This window comes from Aeromonas sp. 61P, from assembly GCF_051919545.1.
Classification (GTDB): Bacteria; Pseudomonadota; Gammaproteobacteria; order Enterobacterales; family Aeromonadaceae; genus Aeromonas; species Aeromonas veronii.
This window is the reverse complement of sequence record NZ_JBQBEL010000001.1, coordinates 1,088,739-1,109,084: the sequence shown is the minus strand read 5'-3', so window position 1 is coordinate 1,109,084 and position 20,346 is coordinate 1,088,739. Positions and strand designations below refer to the sequence as shown.

Here is a 20,346-nt window from a genome sequence, read left to right as displayed (position 1 = left end):
CCTATGGCCTGGATGGAAAAATTGATGATGCAGGTGGCTTTGGTGGATCAGGTCACCAAGCCCCTTGCTGGCATCAATGCCCAGATGGACAAGGTCAGCAAGGCCGGCCGTCAGGGCTGGAGCAGCATGGCAATGGGGGCCACAACGGTTGCCGCCGGCGGCATGGCGATCCAGTCTGCCCTGGGCCCGGCCATCGAGATGGACAGGGCGCTGGCCGAGGTGGCCTCGCTCGATGTGCAAAAAGAGGTGCTCGGGGCGCTCGGGCGTGAAGCGTTGAAGCTTTCTATCCAGTATGGGGAGTCGGCGACCGAGATTGTCCGCTCCTCCTACGATATCCAGTCGGCGATTGCGGGGCTCGAAGGCAACGAGCTGCCCGCCTTTACTCGCGCATCGACCACCCTGGCCAAGGCGACCAAGGCCGACACCGCCACCATCACAAACTACATGGGGACCATGTACGGCATCTTCGAGCAGCAGGCCAAGCAGATGGGCAAGGCCAACTGGGTCGAGGATGTGGCCGGCAAGACGGCGCTCGCGGTACAGCTGTTCAAGACCACAGGCCAGGGCATGGCCGACGCGTTCGGGGCAATCGGCGCCAACGCCACCGCCGCCGGCATCGCGATGGATGAGCAGTTCGCGGTGCTCGGTCAGCTGCAGGCCACCATGAGTGGCGGCGAGGCCGGCACCAAGTTCAAGGCGTTTCTGGCAGGCGTCGGCAATGCCCAGAAGGCGCTCGGCATCCAGTTCACCGATGCCGCGGGCAACATGCTGCCGGTGCTCACCATGCTGGACAAGCTCAAGGCGCGCTATGGCGAGACCCTGAGCGTGGCCGAAGGGGACGAGCTCAAGAAGGCGTTCGGCTCGGATGAGGCGGTCAGCATGATCAAGCTCCTGATGACCAACACCAAGGCGCTCGCCACCAACATTAACGCGCTGGCCAACACTCATGGTATGGGCAAGGCCGAACAGATGGCCGCCGCCATGACCGACCAGTGGAAGCGGGTCGAGCAAGCCTGGTTTGCCATCCGCGCCGCCGCGTTCGGGGTAGTGCTGCCCGCCATCAACGCCGTGATGAGCGTCTTTGCCGATGGCGCCAACGAGGTGCTGCGCTGGACACATCTCTTCCCGAACCTGACCAAGGTCATCAGCTATGCCCTGCTGGCCATCGTGGGGTTGAGCATGGTCACCGGTACCTGGATGCTGATCGCCGGCTTGGCCAAGCTGGCCACCCTGGGGCTCGGTATCGCTTGGTCCATCATCACCGCCCCGCTCGCCCTGCTCAATGCCGGGATGGCAACCTTTCGCGCCATCCTGCTGGCGGTCAACATCGCCATGTATGCCAACCCTATGGGCTTGATCGTGGCGGGTATTGTGCTGCTGATCGGTGCGGTAGCGGCGGTCATCTACTACTGGGACGACCTTAAGAAAACCATGGCTGACTGGGGCGTGTTCGAGGCTATGAAAGCAATGGTAGATGGGGCCGCCGCCGGATGGGCCAGCTTCATGCAGTTGCTAGCTGACTTGAGTCCTTTTCAGCTGATCGGCAAAGCAGTGGACTGGTTGATCGACAAGCTCAACATGATCCCGGGCGTCAATATCGAGTTTGGCTCCATGCCTGAACTGGCCATGCCTGCAATCTCTCCGCTCAATGTGCCGGTCATGCCGGGGGCAATGAACCTCCAGGCACCGGCGCGGCAACAAGAGGTCATCAATGCGCCACTCGCCCGCTACCGCCAACAAGATCAAAGTTCGGTGCCATCAGGTGGGCTGGGCAAGCAGCTGATCCAGGCCAATGCCGCAGCGACCACCGCCAACCAGAAACCGGCAAAAGCCCTGAGCATCGGAGAAGTTCATAACCACTTCCAGAACCCGATGACCCCCGAACAGATGGCCGAGAACGCCTGGCTGGAGACCCCATGATGAGCGAGCCCCTGAACCGTGAACCCAAGTACATCGACATTTTGGTGGTGAACGGTGCCTGGCAGCTGGATGACGGCGGCCAGCCCCGTTACACCCAAGACCGCCACAGCATCGGCCAGGACATCAAGCACCGGATCATGGAGTCAGGGCTGGCCCGCAAGCTCATCGGCGAGCGCAGCCCGACCCTGCGCGCCGATGTAATGACCGAGATCGAGCTGCTGGTTGAGAACGACGAGCGACTGGTACCCGGCACCATCGTGATCCGCGAAGAGGCCCCCGAGCGGGTGCTGGTCACTGCTCGCACCTATGAATTTGGCGATCTGGAGGTAACCCTGTGAACCTGCGTCCCAATGTGGATTTTATGGCCCTGCTGGCCGAGACAGGTGTGCCGACCACCGAGCAGGCCATGGAGGCAGAGCTCAAGAAAGAGGTCGAGGCCGCCGGCTCTCTTATCACCAACGACAGCGATGTAAGCCCCTTCTGGCGGCTGGTACGCGGCGTGGTGATCACCCCGGCGCTCTGGCTTATCCGCACCCTCTTGGCGGGTCATGTGCTGCCAAACACCTTTGCCGCTACCGCCACCGATGCCTATCTCGACCTCAAGGCGTGGGATGTGGACTTGACCCGCAAAGGCGCCCAGAAGACCCGCGGGGTGATCAACTTCGTCAAAGCCAATCCGAGCGAAGCGGTCACCATCCCGGCCGATATCTGGGTCAGCACCGAGCGCATCAACGGCACCATTTACCGGGTCAAACCGCTGCAAGCGGTGGTGAGCCCGGCTGGTGAAGCGGTAGCCCGGGTGGTGTGTGAGGCCGAGTTTGCGGGCGCAGCCTGGAATCTGGCCCCAGGCTATTACAACCTGCTGAGCGAACCGGTCACCGGCATCCTGTCGGCCCGCAACGATGACAAGGAGTGGATCACCACCCAGGGCGCCGATGCCGAGAGCAACGATGCCCTGGGGCTGCGCATTCAGAACCAGTTCTCGGCGGTGGGGCGCTATCACATCGACGCGATCTACCGCTCGATGCTGGCGAGCGTCGCCGGCATTCGTGCCGATCACATCTTCTTCGAGCATGAAGCGCCGCGGGGCCCCGGTACCGCCAACGCCTACATCCTGCTGGAGGTGGGCGCCACCCCGGCCAGCCTGATTGCCCAGCTTAACGACTACGTGGGCCGCCAGGGCAACCATGGCCACGGTGATGACCTGTTTGTGATGGCGATGCCAGAGACCCAGCACAGCCTCACGCTGGAGCTGTGGCCGGTGGCCAACCTCACCGACGAGCAGAAGGCAGCCCTCAAACAGGGCGCGGAATCTCTGGTCAAAGCGGCGTTTCGCCAGTCTGGGGATTTTCCGAGCGTCACTCGCACCTGGCCTCGGTCGCGCTTCTCTCTCTCGCAACTGGCCCGCGAGCTACACAGCCAGTTCCCGCAGCTGCAAAGCCTCAAGTTTGCGCAAGATGACATCGTCTCGGGGCTGGCTATCCCGCGCCTGAACACGCTGGAGGTGACCCTCTATGACTAACCCGACCCCGCTTGAACACAGCCGACAGGCGCCGCCGCTCCCCGATGCCAGCGCCCCCTGGTGGGAGGATGGCTACACCATCAGCCCGGCCCACGCCGAGCCCGGGTTTCTGGCCAAGGGCATCAACGCCTTTTGGCAACGGCTCAAGGGGTGGTTGTTGCTACCGCTGGCCCAACAAGACCCGCTCACCTGCTCGGAGTCCCTGCTGGCGCTGCTCGCCTGGGAGCGGGACATCAGCCGCTTTAATGGCGAGCCGCTGCCGCTCTTTCGCAAGCGGGTCAAGTTCGCCTTTGTGAATGCCAGGGACGCCGGCGAGGTGGCGGGCTTTAAGCGCATCTTCGAGCGCTTGGGCATCGGCTGGTGCGATATCCACGAACGGCAAGAGGGGGCCCCCTGGGACGTTATCACCATCGAGGTGACCGACAGCGCCCTCGCCGGCAACCAGCAACTGATGGAAACCCTTATTCAACACTATGGCCGCACCTGCCGACGCTATCGGTTTCAGGTGGTTTACCCGGTCGTCAGCACCCTGCGCTTTGGTCGCATCGACATGAGCCAGCAAGTGTTTGGCGCGACGCTTAAGAGGAACCCATGAGCCAGAACATTACCAACGCTTTCTCCCGCTACTGGCAGGAGTGCCTGACCAACCAGACGCCGGTGGTGCTCGATGAGTTCGTGCTGGCCAACGTGCCAAACCTCGACCCAAACGCACCTATCAATCCGGACAGTGGCCTGCCGCCGGCGGGCCAGATTGTGCACCGCCACACGGTTGACCAGCGCGGGCGCATCAACAACGACGCGGTGGCCTACACCATCGTGATGGATACCACGGTCGGCGATTTTGGCTTTAACGCCATGTACCTCATCAACAAGGCCTCCGGCATGGTGGGGATGATTGTGCACAAGGGACTGGAGACCAAACTCAAGACTGACGAGGCCACCGGCCAGACCGGCAACAGCTTGGTGAAATCCATGCTGATGGAGTACGACCGCGCGGCAGAGGCGACCGCCACCCATGTGGACGCCAGCACCTGGCAAATTGACTATGCCGCTCGCCTGCGCGGGATGGACGATGACCTGCGCCTGCAGGCGCTGCAGTTCTTCGGACCGGCCACCTTCTACGGCGACGGCTTCAAGCTGGTCAACGAATCGGGCGTCTACAAGGTGCAGCCCGGGGTGGCCTATGTCGGCGGCCTGCGCGCTGAGCTTAACGAGGTGAAGAAAATCAACCCGGGCGCCAAGCCGGTGGGACTCTGGCTCGATATATATCGGGCGGGCTCCCTGCTCGATGCCTGGGTGAGCCACTTCACCCTCACCCTGAGCGTGCCGGACATGGTGGATTACCTGGACAGCAACGGCTATCAGCACCATGTGGCCAAGGTAGCCATCATCAACGCCGATGGCAGCGTCACCGACGTGCGCCGCAAGCGCACCATCGAGCTGACCGGCGATGTCACCGGCAAAGGCATTCTGGAAGATGCCAAAGGCGTCACCATCGCGGTGGAGATCAAAGACCACAGTCACACCCACTCATGGGACGAAGTCACGGACAAACCCTCCCTGGAGCAAATGGGAGGGTACCCGAAGACCGGCGGCCCGCTGGACGGTGGCGTCGACGCGAAAGACGCCATCTACGCCAGAACCGGGGTGATAGCCCGTTCACGCGCTGGCAGTAATGGCGGTACCTGGCTGGGCATGGAAGCACCAGAGAATGCCAACCCATATATCAGCGCCAAGGTGAACACCGAGAATGCCCCAATGAAGCTGCTGACCATCACCCGCAAAGAAGTTCTGTCGAGCAAGCGTCTTGCGGCGGACGAGATGCGTATCGCCATCAATGCCGGTCTCAAATTCAGCCCTTTCGAGGATTTGCTTGGGGTTAGTTGGGGTATTGGGATGGATTCCTCAAACGGAAACTACGGGTTCCATCGCTACCTCAACGGTGTGTGGCAAGCGGCATCCTTGCAGTTCACAGCCAGCGGCGTCGCAGCACTCAGCGGATCACTGCAGATCGATAACGGCAATATGACAATCAGCGGTGACGGGGATATCTGGCACGAGTTTCATCAGCGTGGCCATAGTGCATCGATGATTTACAAGCCCAAAAATACCCAATCGATCCGTTTTGCACGTAGCAACGGGCAAGCATTAGAAACGCAGGGGTATGGCTTTGTCGACAGCGATGGTTTTGCAACCGTAGCGGGCAGATTCAGGGCCACCTACCCGGCAGCTAATCGCAGTTGGAAGAGCAAGGGGCAGTGTTCATTCTGGGGCGAGACTATCACGGTACCTAGCTCTGGGGTCTTGCTTGGTATCGCCGGCACCCAGATGTCGCGCCCTGACAAATGGGCTCTGGAAAACCATTACGGGATGTTTAACCCGGATGACAACCCGGACAACGTGGAACACGTTCTGAGCTGCACGGATGGCGGCGGCTTCTGGCGAGCATGGCGATTCAGCAACGCCGGCCAGCTGACGGCACCTGGCGGGTGGCGGATTGCCCCCAACGGTGACCTGTTCAGCCCACGTCTTGGCGGCAAGAATGTGGTCGATTGGTCCATGGACAGCTTTGCCACAAAGCAGGCCGCCAGCGGCAACGCTGACGTGGTGGCAGGGTCCTATCACGCCATTGGTGCATATGTGTTTGCAGCCCTGATCCCGACAGGCGGCAAAACCAGCCATGGCCAGCGAGCGGCAGGGGCATACCTGCGGCCCTGCTCGGCCGCTGAATGGGGTTATGCAGGGTACAGCTTGCCAGGTACCTGGCAGTGTATGGGCGACATCATGAGCGCCAACGACGATGACCGCTATGACGACCGAGCCACCCTGTGGATCCGGGTAGCCTAAGAGAGGAGAACCTGATGGAACGTATTGAAGTGCTCAGTGCAGAACACCCTCGCCATTATGCGGTTGATCCCGACAGCATCACCCTGGATGTGCGCTTTGCCCACCTGCCTGAACCGGTCCAGTTCACCGCCCGCAAGGATGACCCGGAGGAGCACGGCCGCGAGCTCTACAGCCGGGCCGTATTTGGTGAGTTTGGCGAGATCAAGGTGCTCACCCCGCCACCTCCGACCGAAGCAGAGCAGCAGGCACGCCTGACTGCACTGCTCAAGCAGGCGGCCTCCTTCATGGCGCCGCTGGAAGATGCCGACAAACTCGGCATTATCAGCGAGCGCGAAAAGGCCCAGCTCACCGCCTGGCAACACTACCGGGTTGCCCTTTATCGCTTGCCACAAAGCGAGGGGTGGCCCACCGATGTAACCTGGCCGGATGCCCCGCAATGAGTTGGACGCAAGGCGCGCTGCGCTGGCCGGCCAGCGCCGAGGCGATACACACCCGCGCCAGCGGGGTGCTGGGCCAACTGCCAGACAGCCAGGCAGGCGCGGTGGCCCGCTTGCAGGCACTAGCGCCCAGAGCGCAATACCGCCCCACGCCCATCAGCCAAGCCGCTGCCGCGCTGGCAGGGCTGCGCGGTGAGCTCTACCGGCTATTGGTCACCGGCCGCTGCTTGGTCGTAACCCCCTATCAACATGGAGTGGGCCAGCACCAGGGCAACCAGTACAGCCTCGCCGCCCCCAATGCGGTGGCCACCCTTGCCGCCAAACTGCAGGACGGCGCAGATCCCCTGCTCCCGACTGGCCAGTTGCACGCCATCGCCTGGCTGGTCACCGGTAACAGCGAGACCGCGCTGGCCGATGCGTTGGCGCCGCTTTGCACCATCCTGCCGTTGCCGGAGTGGTGCGCAGTCCTGCGTCGCCTATCGGCCCACAACGATGCCATGAGCAAGTCGACCGCCGCCAAGGTGCCGCGCTGGAAAGCAGATGAGCCGCTGGTATGGGATCCGCTGCGCTCGACTCGCTCAGTGCTCGGGGGCGAGATCGCCCAACTGGAAAGCCTGGCACAGGGGACAACTACCCCGATCGCCCAGCTGGCCACCTTGGCAGAACGCCGCGCAGCCAAACTTGCCGAGCTAGAGAAAGCTCTCGACCAACTTGCTGACATCCGTGGTCAGCTGTGGCACTGGCAGGGACAAGGTGATGCAGCAAACCTTGCCGCCCAACTGGGCCAGAGTAGCCCGCCAGATCATAGCCACAGCATGACGGTCGGCGCCCTACTGCTCTCCCCCTCCCCGCTCACCTTCTGGCAGGAGTTAACCCGATGAGCCAAACCGCCATGCTCACCCTGGACGGTGAGCCCATTGTGATGAAGTCGATGCGGATCACTGCATCGATGCAGTTTCAGGACAAGGACAGTAGCGGCCAGACCAGCTCGACCAGCAGCTCGGAACAAGGGGCCAAAGCCAAGGAGCTCGATATCTCGGGCCTCATCCCCTTCAAGGATGAGCAAACCCTGAGCCGGTTGTTTGAGTTGGCCGACGCCAAAAGTGATGGCGGCAAGCGCCACATCTACCGGGTCGGGTCGCTGTTGGCCAAGTCGGTCAAGGTGCGTCAGGCCAAGTTCGCCGGGCGCATCACCGCCAGCGAACAGGAGGGGCTGCTGGCGTGGCAAGTGCAGTTCACCCTGCGCGAACACAACTCGGTACCCGAGAAGCGGGAACAGCGAATGCCAAAGGCCTCGGCTACCGTGGGCCAGGGCAACGCCAACACCAAACCGGCCAAGCCGTCAGAGGGAGCGCCCGCCTCCGAGCAGGAACAGCTGAGCTCATGGGAGCAGACCATCAAGGGGCTGGATAACAAACTGGGAGACCTGATGGCGTGAAACTCTCGACCAACCTCACCCTGGGCGGGCAACCGGCCAACCTCATCGATCACGATATCGTGCTGGATCTCTGTGCGGGCGGCCGCGCCGCCCTCACCATCGAGGGGAACGCAGAGAAGGGGCAAACCCTGACCGTGGATCTGGGCTACAACGGCGAGCTGCGGCGCTGGTTTACCGGATATGTGTATGACGTACAGCCTGCCAGCAATGGCGCAAACAAGCTGCTGTGCCGCGAGCTGGCCGGTATGCTGGGGAGCTCGTTTCCGGTCAGCCTGCAGCATGCCACCCTGCGCGGTCTGCTGGCCTGGTTGAGCGACCAGACCAAGCTCACCTTTTTACTGCCGGATGGGGCCGACTATACCGATCGGCCGATCCCCAACCTCACCAGCGCCGGCACCGGCTATCAGCTGCTCAACAACGCGGGTCGCGCCTTCGCGGTGCCGGACTTCATCTGGCATCAGCAACCGGATGGCGCCATCTTCGTGGGCAGTCACGCCCACAGCCGCTGGGCTGAGCGGGCGGTAGAGCTGGATCCGGCCTTCTCTGGCCGCCAGGCGGGCAACACCCTCACCACCGCCCCGATCCCGGCCATGCGCCCTGGCGTCATCCTCAACGGCAAGCGGGTGGTTCGGGTGCGCCTCAAGGGTGACGAGATGACCCTCACCACGGCAACACCCGGTAAACCGGTAAAGTCGCCGGAGCGGCGCAAGATGGAGGGCGAGTTCCCGGAGCTGGCCGACCAGATGCACCTGCCCAAATTCGGGCGGGTCGAGGCTATCAGCGACAGCGCAACCGCTGGCCAGCTCAATGATCCATTTCGCCCGCGCTATGCGGCAGACGTGCAACTGCTGGGGGAAGATGGCCAGCTGGACAAGGCGGCCCCACTCTATCGCGCCGTGCCGCTGCCGGTAATGTTCGGCGGGCCAGAGCAGGGGCTGCTGCAGTTCCCCATCGAGGGGACCATCGTCGAACTGGGGTTTGCCTTCGGTCGCGCTGACCGGCCATTTATTCGCACTGTGCTGGGCTCAGGCTGGCCGCTGCCGGATATTGCCCCAGGCGAGCAGCTCCAGCAGCAGCGGGCCGAGGTGTTCAGCCGCACCGATACCGTGGGCAACCAGCGCCGTCACACCGACCGCACCCAGCATGACAAGGCACTGCTGATGCACCGCGAGGCGGATGACTACCTGGGCGAGTTCGGCCAGCACCGGCTTACTACCCTGCAGCACAGTGTTGAGCAGATCGGGGCGATGAAGCGCATCGAAACACTCGGGGCCATCGAGCTGCTGGCCGGTGATGACTTGGTGGCGGGGTGCCTTGGCAATATGAGTCACACGGCCGCCGGTGATCTGGTGGAGCTGATCGGACAACTGCGACGCAGTGTGGCCGGAGAACTCCAGCACTTCGAGGCGCCCCGTTCGTGGATGGGCAGCGAGGGCGTGAACATCTTCGGGCTGCTGCTCCAGCTGATGAACCTGGTGGAGCAGCTGGCCGCTACCACCGCAAGCCATACCCACGGTGGGCCAGCACCCACCAATGCCGAGACGTTCAACGGCCAGAGCAACCAGGCTGGCCAACTGGCTAAGACCCTCTCCCCCATCATCGAGTAGCCCACCAAGCGAAGAAGGCCCCACGATGTGGGGCCTTCTTCTATCTGCCTGACAGCACCAAAGCATGGCCAGGGAAAGGCGCCGCATGTAGGGCGCAGTCAGGCAGGCGCACATCATACGCGAGGCACAGAACCAAGCACAGCAGCCAGAACACCACGGAAAAGCCCACGGCGGCGTCTGCGCCACGGAATCCGCGCTCATCCGCTCCCGCCTGCGGGCTTCACCAGGAAAATTTTTTGCAAAAGTGGATTACCGCAAAACCATATGCCCAGGCCTCACCAGATAAAGGATCCGCAGAGCGTTGAGGATCTGCAAAGAAGGATCTTTTTTGCAGGGTTTTACAGTTTAATGTAAGGAAAAACAGCGACAGAAAAAGCATAAGCAATTGAATTTATTGGAATAAATACATATTTCGTGGAAATTTAAGCGATTCATTAAAAGATCGGGATAAGTGGGAAAAATAAAAAATCTATTAAAATCAATTCCTTACAAAAAAACCAACTCAGACTGAAAACTGAAATACTGAAAGAAACGACATGCTTAGAGAAGGACATCACACGGGGCCTAGCGACACAGTGATGTGGACGGATGGAAAATCAAACCTCCAACTGGATCGCCCATCTTTGAATGCCCCCAATCGAGGGCACAATCCCCCACCACCGATGCATGCTAGCTCTCATTTTGTAGATTATGTTGCTCAAAGTTACATCGACTTACCTTGATTCTTGCTAGTAGTAAAGGATATACTCAAGTTAACAAATCAAGTTATTAACAGGTTATGCACACCCGGTGTGAGTGACCACTTGCGCCAAACCCCACTGTGAATGTGGGGTTTTGTGCCTCTAGGTAAAACGAAAGCCTACATATTGGGCTCAATAGGCTGTAAGGACACAACATATTGTGCTCAAGGTTGGTGCAGAGCCACCAACAACATCTCCTGTCTATAGTCATTAGTGACTATGACAGGTTCACTTACCACTAGAGTTGTAAGTTGTGGTACGTGCAGAAGGAGGAACTCTATATGTCAGATCTCATCAGATTCTTTTTGCGCCTAGACAAAACCCCCATAGACAACCTGGCGCGCGTTATCGTAGATAATAACAACAAGGTCATAGTCTCTAAGGATGGCGTCGTTTCCATAGATATGGAAAACCCCGCCGTTCAGGAAGACTTAGTTAACCTGATCAAAGGTTTCAAAGATATCTCTATTGAAACTCCGCGCCACAGGGGTAACGTTGCTTAAATGGCCCCTGTCTACATCGCTATCGCCTTAGTTTGTGGTTACATATTCGCAAGCCAGTCTCCTAAAACAAGATACCGTTATAAGCGTTCCGATGGGTGGGACGCTTATTTTTATGTCGCCTCCTGGGGCGGCGTTTTTTTAGTCATTGGATGGCTAGCTACTTCGGGGCTCAGCTACTTTGGCTTTTTGAGGTGGTGTGCTAACACGATCGGTATCGCAAAAGAAGACATTGCCAGACTCATTCCAATTGAAAAATCGTCAATTAGTTATGAAGTCCTTAAGACCTTCGCATGGATCGCACTCTCTATCATGATCGCAGGCGTGAGTGGAAGGATTAGCCGTTACCGTTTTAAGCACCCCTTAACAAGAGCTAACTGGCTGAGCCAAACTGTTCGTCATAGCCCCGAGGAGAGCTTGCTGGTGTACGCAGCATCAGCTCGGTTTCCGTTAGTTGTTACGCTCTCCAGCCGAAAGGTTTACATTGGCGTGTTAACCATGCCGGCCTTAGAGAATGGCTCCATAGAATACATAGAGCTACTTCCAATCATGAGTGGTTACAGGGATAAAGATGAGCTAACCCTGCACCTGACGACCAACTACTATGAACATTATGCTAGGCGTGGTCTGCTGTCAGGAATTCCTATGGGACCCAACTCCCTCTCCATAAACAGCTTCAGAGTTGTGATTCCTGCCAAAGAAATCGAAAGCATGTCGCTCTTTGACAGGGAAACCTACAACGACTTCAAGGCTCAAGAGGAACAGGATAAAAAAGGTGTATTGGCTACAGAAGCTGATAACGCACTTGTCTAGTCTAGCCACAGGATTAACTAAAAAAGCCAAACAGGGGGGAGCAATCCTCCCTGTTTTTTTTCACTTTAGGGCTGGCCCGGTATGTGGGTACGGTGGAATTGAACATGCAGATGGCGCCACTCTGCCGCCATTTTGTCGCCACTTGACCGCAGAAAAACAAAAGGCCACCCGTTAGGATGGCCTTAAGCTACTGAATTCTAATGGTGCCCGGGGTCGGACTCGAACCGACACGGTTATTCACCGGCGGATTTTGAATCCGCTGCGTCTACCGATTTCGCCACCCGGGCAACTGCGAGGGATTATACGAATGGCGCGATGCCATGCAAGGTGTTTTTCGATTGAACACTCCCGTTTGTTCATTTATTCAACGCCTTGCCGATGCGGGGCCAGTTACATAGAATGCCGCCATCATCTTAATGGAATAAAAACGATGGCCAAGCCTAAAAAAGTCCAACAAAAATCCCCCTCTCTCGCCACTCAGCCATACCCGTCAGCGGGTCTGCTGCGTCGCCTCGGCGCCCTCATCTATGATGCGCTGGTGGTGACTTCGCTGCTGATCATCGCTGGCTTTATCGGCATGGGTGTCGCCAAGCTGCTGCTGGTTACCGGCATGGCCAGCGTACCGGCGGGTGAAGATACCGTCTGGTTGCTGACCCGCCACCACCTGAGCCTGATCTACACCCTGTGGCTCGCCTTCGTCATCTGTGGTTTCTACACCTGGTTCTGGACCCGCGCTGGCCAGACCGTCGGCATGCGCGCCTGGCGGCTGCGCATTCAGAACGAGGATGGCAGCCATATCCGTATTACCCAGGCGCTGATCCGTCTCGCCACAGCCGCCTTTGGTCTGGGCAACCTGATGTGCCTGTTCAACCGCCAGCGCCCACGGGCGTTTCAGGATATCTGGGCCGAGTGCGAAGTGATCGTGCTGAGCAAAGAGGCAAATCTGGAATTGTTGAACAAGTAATCCCGGATCAATGCAATAACGAAAGAGGGCACCAACAGGTGCCCTCTTTGCATTTCCTCATAACCTCGTGCGGATTACTGCTTGCGGCTGAGGATGTAGAAGGAGATGCCGCCAAACAGCAAGCTGGGCGCGATAGCCGCCAGAATCGGCGGTACCGCATAGACCAGACTGATGGGGCCAAACACCCGATCACTCACATAGACGGCGAAGCCGGTCATGATCCCCATCAGCATCCGTGCCCCCATGCTCACCGAGCGTAGCGGGCCGAAGATGAAGGAGGATGCCAGCAGGATCATCGCCACCACCGAGAGCGGTGACAGTAATTTGCGCCACATCTCCAGCTTGTAGCGACCGGCATCCTGCTTGTTGGCATCGAGATAGCCGATGTAGTCGAGCAGGCCGGAGACCGAGAGGTTCTCGGGGTCGATACTCACCACCCCCAGCTGCTTGGGCGTCAGCTCCGAGCTCCACTCCATCTTGTCATGCTGTTCGCTGCGGATCTGCGCCGGGTCGTCGAAGCGGGTAACCTGGGTCTGCTTGAGCAGCCAGTGGTGACGCTCGAACACACCCTCCTGCGCCTGCACCACGTCGATCAGCTTGCGCTCGGGGGTGAAGCGATAGAGGGTGATGCCGGTGAGGGCGCCATCGTTACGCACCCCGTTGATATTGACGAAGTTGTTGCCATCGCGAGCCCACACCCCGTAGGCGGAAACCGTCAGACGACCTTCGGAGAGCGCGCCCGCCTTGATGTCATCTGCCATCCGCTTGGCGATGGGGGCCACATACTCCCCCATCAGCCCCACCATGATCATCAGCGGGATCGCCGTCTTGAGCGCCGCCATCACGATACTGATCTTGGAGCGACCCGCCGCCTGCATCACCACCAGCTCGGAGCTGGTCGCCAGCTGACCCAGACCAATCAGGCCACCCAGCAGCGCGGCCAGCGGGAAGAAGAGCACCGCCTCCTTGGGCATGGAGAGCAGCACATAGTAGAGGGCGTTGATCATGTCGTAGTTGCCGTCACCGACCGACTTGAGCTGCTCCACATATTTGATGAGCGCCGCCAGACCAACCAGCGTGATTTCACACAGCAGGATCGACATAAAGATGACCCGACCGATATATCTATCGAGAATGCCAAACATCAGCAGAAGTTCCTATGTTGCAGCATCATGCTGATTTTCTGTTGAAATAGCGCCCTTTCACCCCGTTCCACCAGCTGGTGCCCTGCAGATTGAGGGGCAGGCCGATAAACAGCAGGTAACCGAGCGGCACCAGGAACATCCCCGGCCAGTAGGGCAGCCGACCGCTGTCGATGGCCGAACGGGCGGCGCTGAGCAGCAGGAAGTAGGAGAGATAGAGCATGATGGCCGGCAACAGCTTGGCGTAGCGCCCCTGACGGGGGTTGACCCGCGCCAGCGGTACCACCAGCAGGGTGAGCACCGGAATGGAGAGGGGCAGCGAGATACGCCACTGCAATTCCGCCATCATGGCGTTGTCCTGGGTACCGAACAGTTCCATGGTCGGCTTGGCCGCCGCCTTGCGGTTGGAACGCTCCATCTCCTGCTGGCGGATCACCAGACCATATTCGCGAAAATCGGAGATCTGGAACTGTTTGCCGGAGAAGTTCCCCTCGTAGCGAGAGCCATCCATCAGGGTCAGCCACTGCAGACCGTTCTCATCGACCGTCACCACCCCTTCGGTCGCCACCACCACCGAGGGAGGATTGTTCCCCTCCGCCCGCTGCAGCACGAAGATCTTTTGCAGTTTTGAGCCGTTGTCGTTCAAATCCTGGATATAGGCAACCAGACGCCCCTTGTCGAGCTCCATAAAGCGGCCAGCCTGCAGGAAGGAGATACCCGGATCCGACTTGAACTCGTCGATCACCTGATACTCGCGCTCCTTGGCCTGCGGGGCGATCCAGCCAGTGTTGAACGCCGCAACCACCGCCGTCAGCAAGGCCAGCAACATGGCGCTGCGCATCACAAAACGGTGGCTGAAGCCGACCGCATGCATCACCGTCATCTCGCTTTCGGCGTAGAGGCGACCATGGGCAAACAAAATGGCTAAAAAGAGACTGATAGGCAGCATCAACAGCGCCATATTGGGCAAGTTGAGCAGCAGCAGGGTGGAGACCAGACGTGTCGGCACCTCGCCATCGGCGGCGTCACCGATGATCTTGATAAATTGTTGGCTGACAAAGATAAGCAGCAATACGAATAACACTGCCAGCTGGGTTTTCAGGGTTTCCCTGAACAAATATCGGAAAACGATCACAGTCATTCCCAAGTAAACTTGTGTTTTTAGTCGAATGCCTGAAAAATAGGGCCGTATATTGGATTTTTACCAGTTTGAACTGCGGAGCCTGTGGCTGTTCGCTCCGCCTCTGATACCCCAACAAGCACCGCATTATTCAATAAAAGGTGCCTTTTGTCTTTAGGATGTAGGAGATTCCATGGAGTTCAGTGTAAAGAGTGGCAGTCCAGAGAAGCAACGGAGCGCCTGCGTCGTAGTCGGCGTATTTGAGCCTCGTCGCCTCTCTCCGGTTGCCGAACAACTGGACAAGATCAGCGATGGCTATATCAGTTCGCTGCTGCGCCGTGGCGACCTGGAAGGGAAACCAGGCCAGATGCTGCTGCTGCATCAAGTACCGGGCGTGCTCAGCGAGCGCGTACTGCTGGTCGGATGCGGCAAGGAGCGGGAACTCGACGAACGCCAGTACAAGCAGATCATCAACAAGACCATCACCACCCTGAACGAAACCGGCTCCATGGAAGCGGTCTGCTTCCTCACCGAGCTGCACGTCAAGGGTCGGGATACCTATTGGAAGGTGCGCCAGGCGGTAGAAACCACCAAGGCGGGCCTCTACAGCTTTGATCAGTTCAAGACCAACAAGGCCGAGCCACGTCGCCCGCTGCGCAAGCTGGTATTCAACGTGCCGACGCGTCGGGAACTGACCATTGGTGAAAAAGCCATCGCTCACGGTCTGGCCGTGGCCAAGGGTGTGCGGGTCTGCCGCGACGTGGCGAACATGCCGCCCAATGTCTGCAACCCGGCCTATCTGGCCTCCCAGGCCCGTCGTCTGGCCGATGCCTACGACAACATCACCACCAAGGTGGTGGGCGAGCAGGAGATGGCCGAACTCGGCATGAACTCCTATCTGGCGGTGGCTCGCGGCTCCGACAACGAAGCCATGATGGCCATCATCGAATACAAGGGTCATCCGGATGCCAAGCCCATCGTGCTGGTCGGCAAGGGTCTGACCTTTGACTCCGGCGGCATCTCCATCAAGCCGGCCGATGGCATGGACGAGATGAAGTACGACATGGGTGGCGCCGCCTCTGTGCTCGGTACCATGCATGCGCTGGCCCAGTTGCAACTGCCGATCAACGTCATCGGCGTGCTGGCAGGCTGCGAGAACATGCCGGGTGGCAACGCCTATCGTCCGGGTGACATTCTCACCTCCATGTCCGGCCAGACCATCGAAGTGCTCAACACCGATGCGGAAGGTCGTCTGGTGCTGTGTGATGCACTGACCTATGTGGACCGCTTCGATCCGGAAACCGTGATCGACGTGGCGACTCTGACCGGTGCCTGCGTCATCGCGCTGGGTCACCACACCTCGGGTCTGCTGGCCAACCACAACCCGCTGGCCCACGAGCTGCTCAACGCCTCCGAACAGGCGGGTGATCGCGCATGGCGTCTGCCGCTGTTTGACGAGTATCAGGAACAGATCGACAGCCCGTTTGCCGACATGGCCAACATCGGCGGTCGTCCGGCCGGTACCATCACCGCGGCGGCCTTCCTGTCACGCTTCACCAAGAAGTACAACTGGGCCCACCTGGATATCGCCGGGACCGCCTGGAAGAGTGGCAAGGATAAAGGCTCCACCGGTCGTCCAGTGCCCCTGCTGACCCAGTTCCTGCTGAACCGGGCTGGCGTGGATATCGAAGAGAAAGAGTAACTCTCCGGCCCCTGCCGATGGCTGCATCGGAAGGGTTGGCGTTACCCTGAACCACAAGGAAGAGGCCCGCCTCTTCCTTGTTTCATTCTTGAATCAGTGAGCTGCGGACGGGAAACGCCCCGTCAGCCTCATGAGGCGGTCAACAGTCCGTCACCGCAAAACGGGATCAACCTGATGAGCCAAGTGACCTTTTACCTGATGAGCGAACAGGATGACGCGCAGGCCTCTGCGGTCGAGCGACTGGCCTGCACTCTTGCAGCCGAGTCGTGGGGCGCGGGCCATATCTACCTGTTCTGCGACGATGAGGCTCAGGCCCTGCGTCTGGACGAGCTGTTGTGGCAGCTGCCGCCGGAGCGCTTCGTACCGCACCAGCTGCAAGGCGAAAGCGGCATTGCCCCGGTGGAGATCGGCTATCAGCCACCGAAACGGCGCTACGCCCGCCTCATCAATCTCGCCACTGCGACACCTTTGTTTGCAGGACACTTCGCTCAAGTGGTAGATTTTGTCCCCACTGACGAAACACAAAAGCAGCAAGCCCGCGAGCGCTACAAGCACTATCGCCAGGCAGGCCATACCCTCGAAATGAGGGATCAGCCCGTCCTTGCCGCACCGGATCCGGCGCAGCCCTGACTGCAACCAATTGATCCATAAAGAATCAACACCAGACTCCATCCATCCAGATTACGGCGAGACCATGGAAAAGACTTTTAATCACAACGCCATCGAACAGGCGCTCTATCAGCACTGGGAAGCCCAGGGTTACTTCAAGCCCCACGGCGATACCAGCAAAGACTCCTTCTGCATCATGATCCCGCCGCCGAACGTCACCGGCAGCCTGCACATGGGTCACGCCTTCCAACAAACCCTGATGGATACCCTGATCCGCTACAACCGCATGCAGGGCAAAAACACCCTGTGGCAGGCAGGTACCGATCACGCTGGTATCGCCACCCAGATGGTGGTTGAGCGCAAGATCGCCGCAGAAGAGGGCAAGACTCGCCACGATTACGGCCGTGATGCCTTCATCGACAAGATTTGGCAGTGGAAGGAAGAGTCCGGTGGCACCATCACCCGCCAGATGCGCCGTCTGGGCGACTCCGTGGATTGGGAGCGCGAGCGCTTCACCATGGATGAGGGTCTCTCCGCCGCCGTGCAGGAAGTGTTTGTTCGTCTCTACGAAGATGGCCTGATGTACCGCGGCAAGCGTCTGGTGAACTGGGATCCGAAACTCAACACCGCCATCTCCGATCTGGAAGTGGAAAACCGCGAGATCAAGGGCCACATGTGGCACCTGCGCTATCCGCTGGCCAACGGTGCCAAGACCGCAGAAGGCAAGGATTACCTGATCGTCGCTACCACCCGTCCGGAGACCATGCTGGGCGATACCGCCGTGGCCGTGAACCCGGAAGACCCGCGCTACAAGGCGCTGATCGGCCAGCACATCCTGCTGCCGCTGGTGAACCGTCTGATCCCCATCGTTGCCGATGAACACGCCGACATGGAGAAGGGCACAGGTTGCGTGAAGATCACCCCGGCCCACGACTTCAACGATAACGAAGTGGGCAAGCGCCACAGCTTGCCGATGATCAACATCTTCACCCTGGACGCCCATGTGCGTGCCGAGGCCGAAGTGGTCGACACCAACGGCAACCCGAGCACTGCCTATGACGCAGCCCTGCCGGCCGAGTTCGCCGGTCTGGAGCGCTTCGCCGCCCGTAAAGCGATTCTGGCCAAGCTCGAAGAGCTGGGTCTGCTGGACGAGATCAAGGATCACGTACTGCAACAGCCGTACGGCGATCGCGGTGGCGTGCCCATCGAGCCAATGCTGACCGACCAGTGGTACGTGCGCGTGGCACCGATGGCCAAGACCGCCATCGAAGCGGTGGAAGATGGCCGCATCCAGTTCGTGCCGAAGCAGTACGAAAACATGTACTTCTCCTGGATGCGCGACATTCAGGACTGGTGCGTCTCCCGTCAACTGTGGTGGGGTCACCGCATCCCGGCATGGTATGACGACGCCGGCAATGTCTACGTTGGCCGCAGCGAAGATGAAGTGCGCGCCAAGCACAGCATCCCGGCCGTGACCGTGCTGCGTCAGGACGAAGACGTGCTCGACACCTGGTTCAGCTCCGCCCTGTGGACCTTCTCCACTCTGGGCTGGCCGAACAACACCGAGGCACTCAAGACCTTCCACCCGACCGACGTACTGATGAGCGGCTTCGACATCATCTTCTTCTGGATTGCCCGGATGATCATGATGACCATGCACTTCATCAAGGACGAAAACGGCCAGCCGCAAGTCCCGTTCAAGACCGTCTACATCACAGGCCTCATCCGTGACGAAGAGGGCCAGAAGATGTCCAAGTCCAAGGGCAACGTGCTGGACCCGCTCGACATGATCGACGGCATCTCGCTGGAAGATCTGCTGGAGAAGCGCACCGGCAACATGATGCAGCCGCAGATGGCCGAGAAGATCGCCAAGCGTACCGCCAAGCAGTTCCCGGAAGGGATCGATGCCCACGGTACCGACGCCCTGCGCTTCACTCTGGCCGCGCTGGCCTCTACCGGTCGTGACATCAACTGGGACATGAAGCGCCTGGACGGCTACAACAACTTCTGCAACAAGCTGTGGAACGCCTCCCGCTATGTGCTGATGAACACCGAAGATCAGGATTGCGGCTTCAACGGCGGCGAGATGCAGTTCAGCCTGGCGGATCGCTGGATCCAGTCCCAGCTGCAAGTGGCCATCCGTGACTTCCGTACCGCCCTCGATACCTACCGCTTCGACATCGCGGCTGGCGTGCTGTACGAATTTATCTGGAACCAGTTCTGTGACTGGTATCTGGAGCTGACCAAGCCGGTGCTGACCAAGGGTTCCGAGGCCGAGCAGCGCGCTGCCCGCCATACCTTGGTGACTGTGCTGGAAACCCTGCTGCGTCTGGCCCACCCGATCATCCCGTTCATCACCGAGACCATCTGGAAATCGGTCGCCCCGCTGGCTGGCGTACACGCCGACACCATCATGATTCAGGCCTTCCCGGAGTTCGACGCCGCCAAGGTGGACGAAGCCGCGATGGCGGATCAGGAGTGGGTGAAGGAGTTCATCGTCAGCATCCGCAACATCCGCGCCGAGATGAACGTGGCCCCGAGCGTGCCCCTGAACGTGCTGCTCCAGTGCGATGCCAAGGATGCCCAGCGCGCCGCTGACAACGAGGCCTTCCTCAAGTCGCTGGCCCGTCTGGAATCTATCCGCGTATTGGCGGACGGTGAAACCGCCCCGCTGTCAGTGAAGAAGCTGATCGGTGCCACCGAGCTGATGATCCCGATGGCCGGTCTCATCGACAAGGATGCCGAGCTGGCCCGTCTGGCCAAAGAGGTTGCCCGTCTGGTGGGCGAGTGCGGCCGCATCGAAGGCAAGCTTGGCAACGAAGCCTTCGTCGCCAAGGCGCCGGAAGCGGTCATCGCCAAAGAGCGCGAGAAGCTGGAAGATTACCGTCTCCAGCTGACCAAGCTGGAAGCCCAGCAGGCCGAGATCGCCGCGCTGTAAGCACCGCCCCAACCGATACAACAAAGCCCCCTGCCAAGGGGGCTTTT

17 protein-coding genes and 1 tRNA gene are annotated in these 20,346 nt (G+C 59.7%); 15 read left to right on the top strand and 3 right to left on the bottom strand.

Annotated features, from left to right (window positions below; all coding sequences use genetic code 11):
* The first annotated feature begins 3 nt into the window (after positions 1-3).
* From ACTG2O_RS05330 to ACTG2O_RS05280, 11 genes are all read left to right on the top strand, one after another.
* Positions 4-1,920: a phage tail tape measure protein gene (locus ACTG2O_RS05330; protein ID WP_439975431.1), complete on the top strand. Its 1,917-nt coding sequence runs from the start codon at positions 4-6 to the stop codon at positions 1,918-1,920.
* A complete protein-coding gene (locus tag ACTG2O_RS05325; protein WP_439975430.1) occupies positions 1,920-2,258 on the top strand; it encodes a DUF2590 family protein in 339 nt (112 codons plus the stop codon). Before ACTG2O_RS05330 ends, ACTG2O_RS05325 begins: the two co-directional genes overlap by 1 nt.
* Complete coding sequence (locus ACTG2O_RS05320; RefSeq protein ID WP_439975429.1) at positions 2,255-3,442, top strand: baseplate J/gp47 family protein; 1,188 nt, start codon at positions 2,255-2,257, stop codon at positions 3,440-3,442. The genes ACTG2O_RS05325 and ACTG2O_RS05320 overlap by 4 nt, the downstream gene beginning before the upstream one ends.
* Complete coding sequence (locus ACTG2O_RS05315) at positions 3,435-4,037, top strand: phage tail protein (RefSeq protein ID WP_439975428.1); 603 nt, start codon at positions 3,435-3,437, stop codon at positions 4,035-4,037. The genes ACTG2O_RS05320 and ACTG2O_RS05315 overlap by 8 nt, the downstream gene beginning before the upstream one ends.
* On the top strand, positions 4,034-6,289 hold the full coding sequence (locus ACTG2O_RS05310) for a phage tail-collar fiber domain-containing protein (RefSeq protein WP_439975427.1): 2,256 nt from the start codon (positions 4,034-4,036) through the stop codon (positions 6,287-6,289). Before ACTG2O_RS05315 ends, ACTG2O_RS05310 begins: the two co-directional genes overlap by 4 nt.
* Before the next feature lie 14 nt (positions 6,290-6,303).
* On the top strand, positions 6,304-6,729 hold the full coding sequence (locus ACTG2O_RS05305) for a tail fiber assembly protein (protein ID WP_227290669.1): 426 nt from the start codon (positions 6,304-6,306) through the stop codon (positions 6,727-6,729).
* Complete coding sequence (locus ACTG2O_RS05300; protein ID WP_439975426.1) at positions 6,726-7,607, top strand: hypothetical protein; 882 nt, start codon at positions 6,726-6,728, stop codon at positions 7,605-7,607. Before ACTG2O_RS05305 ends, ACTG2O_RS05300 begins: the two co-directional genes overlap by 4 nt.
* Positions 7,604-8,164 carry a hypothetical protein gene (locus ACTG2O_RS05295; RefSeq protein ID WP_439975425.1) on the top strand — a complete coding sequence of 187 codons (561 nt, stop codon included), beginning with the start codon at positions 7,604-7,606 and terminating at the stop codon, positions 8,162-8,164. The genes ACTG2O_RS05300 and ACTG2O_RS05295 overlap by 4 nt, the downstream gene beginning before the upstream one ends.
* Positions 8,161-9,771: a hypothetical protein gene (locus ACTG2O_RS05290; protein ID WP_439975424.1), complete on the top strand. Its 1,611-nt coding sequence runs from the start codon at positions 8,161-8,163 to the stop codon at positions 9,769-9,771. Before ACTG2O_RS05295 ends, ACTG2O_RS05290 begins: the two co-directional genes overlap by 4 nt.
* A 1,021-nt stretch (positions 9,772-10,792) precedes the next feature.
* On the top strand, positions 10,793-11,014 hold the full coding sequence (locus tag ACTG2O_RS05285) for a hypothetical protein (RefSeq protein WP_219325992.1): 222 nt from the start codon (positions 10,793-10,795) through the stop codon (positions 11,012-11,014).
* Positions 11,015-11,824: a hypothetical protein gene (locus tag ACTG2O_RS05280; RefSeq protein WP_219325991.1), complete on the top strand. Its 810-nt coding sequence runs from the start codon at positions 11,015-11,017 to the stop codon at positions 11,822-11,824. It abuts the gene before it with no gap.
* Positions 11,825-12,025: 201 nt separating this feature from the next.
* Here the strand turns inward: ACTG2O_RS05280 and ACTG2O_RS05275 are convergent.
* A tRNA-Leu gene (locus ACTG2O_RS05275) sits at positions 12,026-12,111 on the bottom strand.
* A 143-nt stretch (positions 12,112-12,254) separates the two neighbouring features.
* Here ACTG2O_RS05275 and ACTG2O_RS05270 point away from each other — a divergent pair.
* Complete coding sequence (locus ACTG2O_RS05270; protein ID WP_439975423.1) at positions 12,255-12,788, top strand: RDD family protein; 534 nt, start codon at positions 12,255-12,257, stop codon at positions 12,786-12,788.
* A 74-nt stretch (positions 12,789-12,862) separates the two neighbouring features.
* Here the strand turns inward: ACTG2O_RS05270 and lptG are convergent, their stop codons facing one another.
* Both lptG and lptF read right to left on the bottom strand, forming a co-directional pair.
* Positions 12,863-13,933, bottom strand: a complete 1,071-nt coding sequence (gene lptG, locus ACTG2O_RS05265) for an LPS export ABC transporter permease LptG (protein WP_021231808.1) — start codon at positions 13,931-13,933, stop codon at positions 12,863-12,865.
* A gap of 25 nt (positions 13,934-13,958) precedes the next feature.
* Positions 13,959-15,071: an LPS export ABC transporter permease LptF gene (gene lptF / locus ACTG2O_RS05260; protein WP_005356742.1), complete on the bottom strand. Its 1,113-nt coding sequence runs from the start codon at positions 15,069-15,071 to the stop codon at positions 13,959-13,961.
* 172 nt (positions 15,072-15,243) lie between these two features.
* Here lptF and pepA point away from each other — a divergent pair, with 172 nt between their 5' ends.
* The 3 genes from pepA (at position 15,244) to ACTG2O_RS05245 (ending at position 20,299) form a co-directional block, all read left to right on the top strand.
* Positions 15,244-16,752, top strand: a complete 1,509-nt coding sequence (pepA, locus tag ACTG2O_RS05255) for a leucyl aminopeptidase (protein ID WP_005336423.1) — start codon at positions 15,244-15,246, stop codon at positions 16,750-16,752.
* 174 nt (positions 16,753-16,926) lie between these two features.
* Positions 16,927-17,382 carry a DNA polymerase III subunit chi gene (locus ACTG2O_RS05250; protein ID WP_019444877.1) on the top strand — a complete coding sequence of 152 codons (456 nt, stop codon included), beginning with the start codon at positions 16,927-16,929 and terminating at the stop codon, positions 17,380-17,382.
* A gap of 64 nt (positions 17,383-17,446) precedes the next feature.
* The gene (locus tag ACTG2O_RS05245; RefSeq protein WP_047437342.1) at positions 17,447-20,299 is read left to right on the top strand and encodes a valine--tRNA ligase; all 2,853 of its coding nucleotides are present in this window, start codon (positions 17,447-17,449) and stop codon (positions 20,297-20,299) included.
* Positions 20,300-20,346 lie beyond the last annotated feature (47 nt).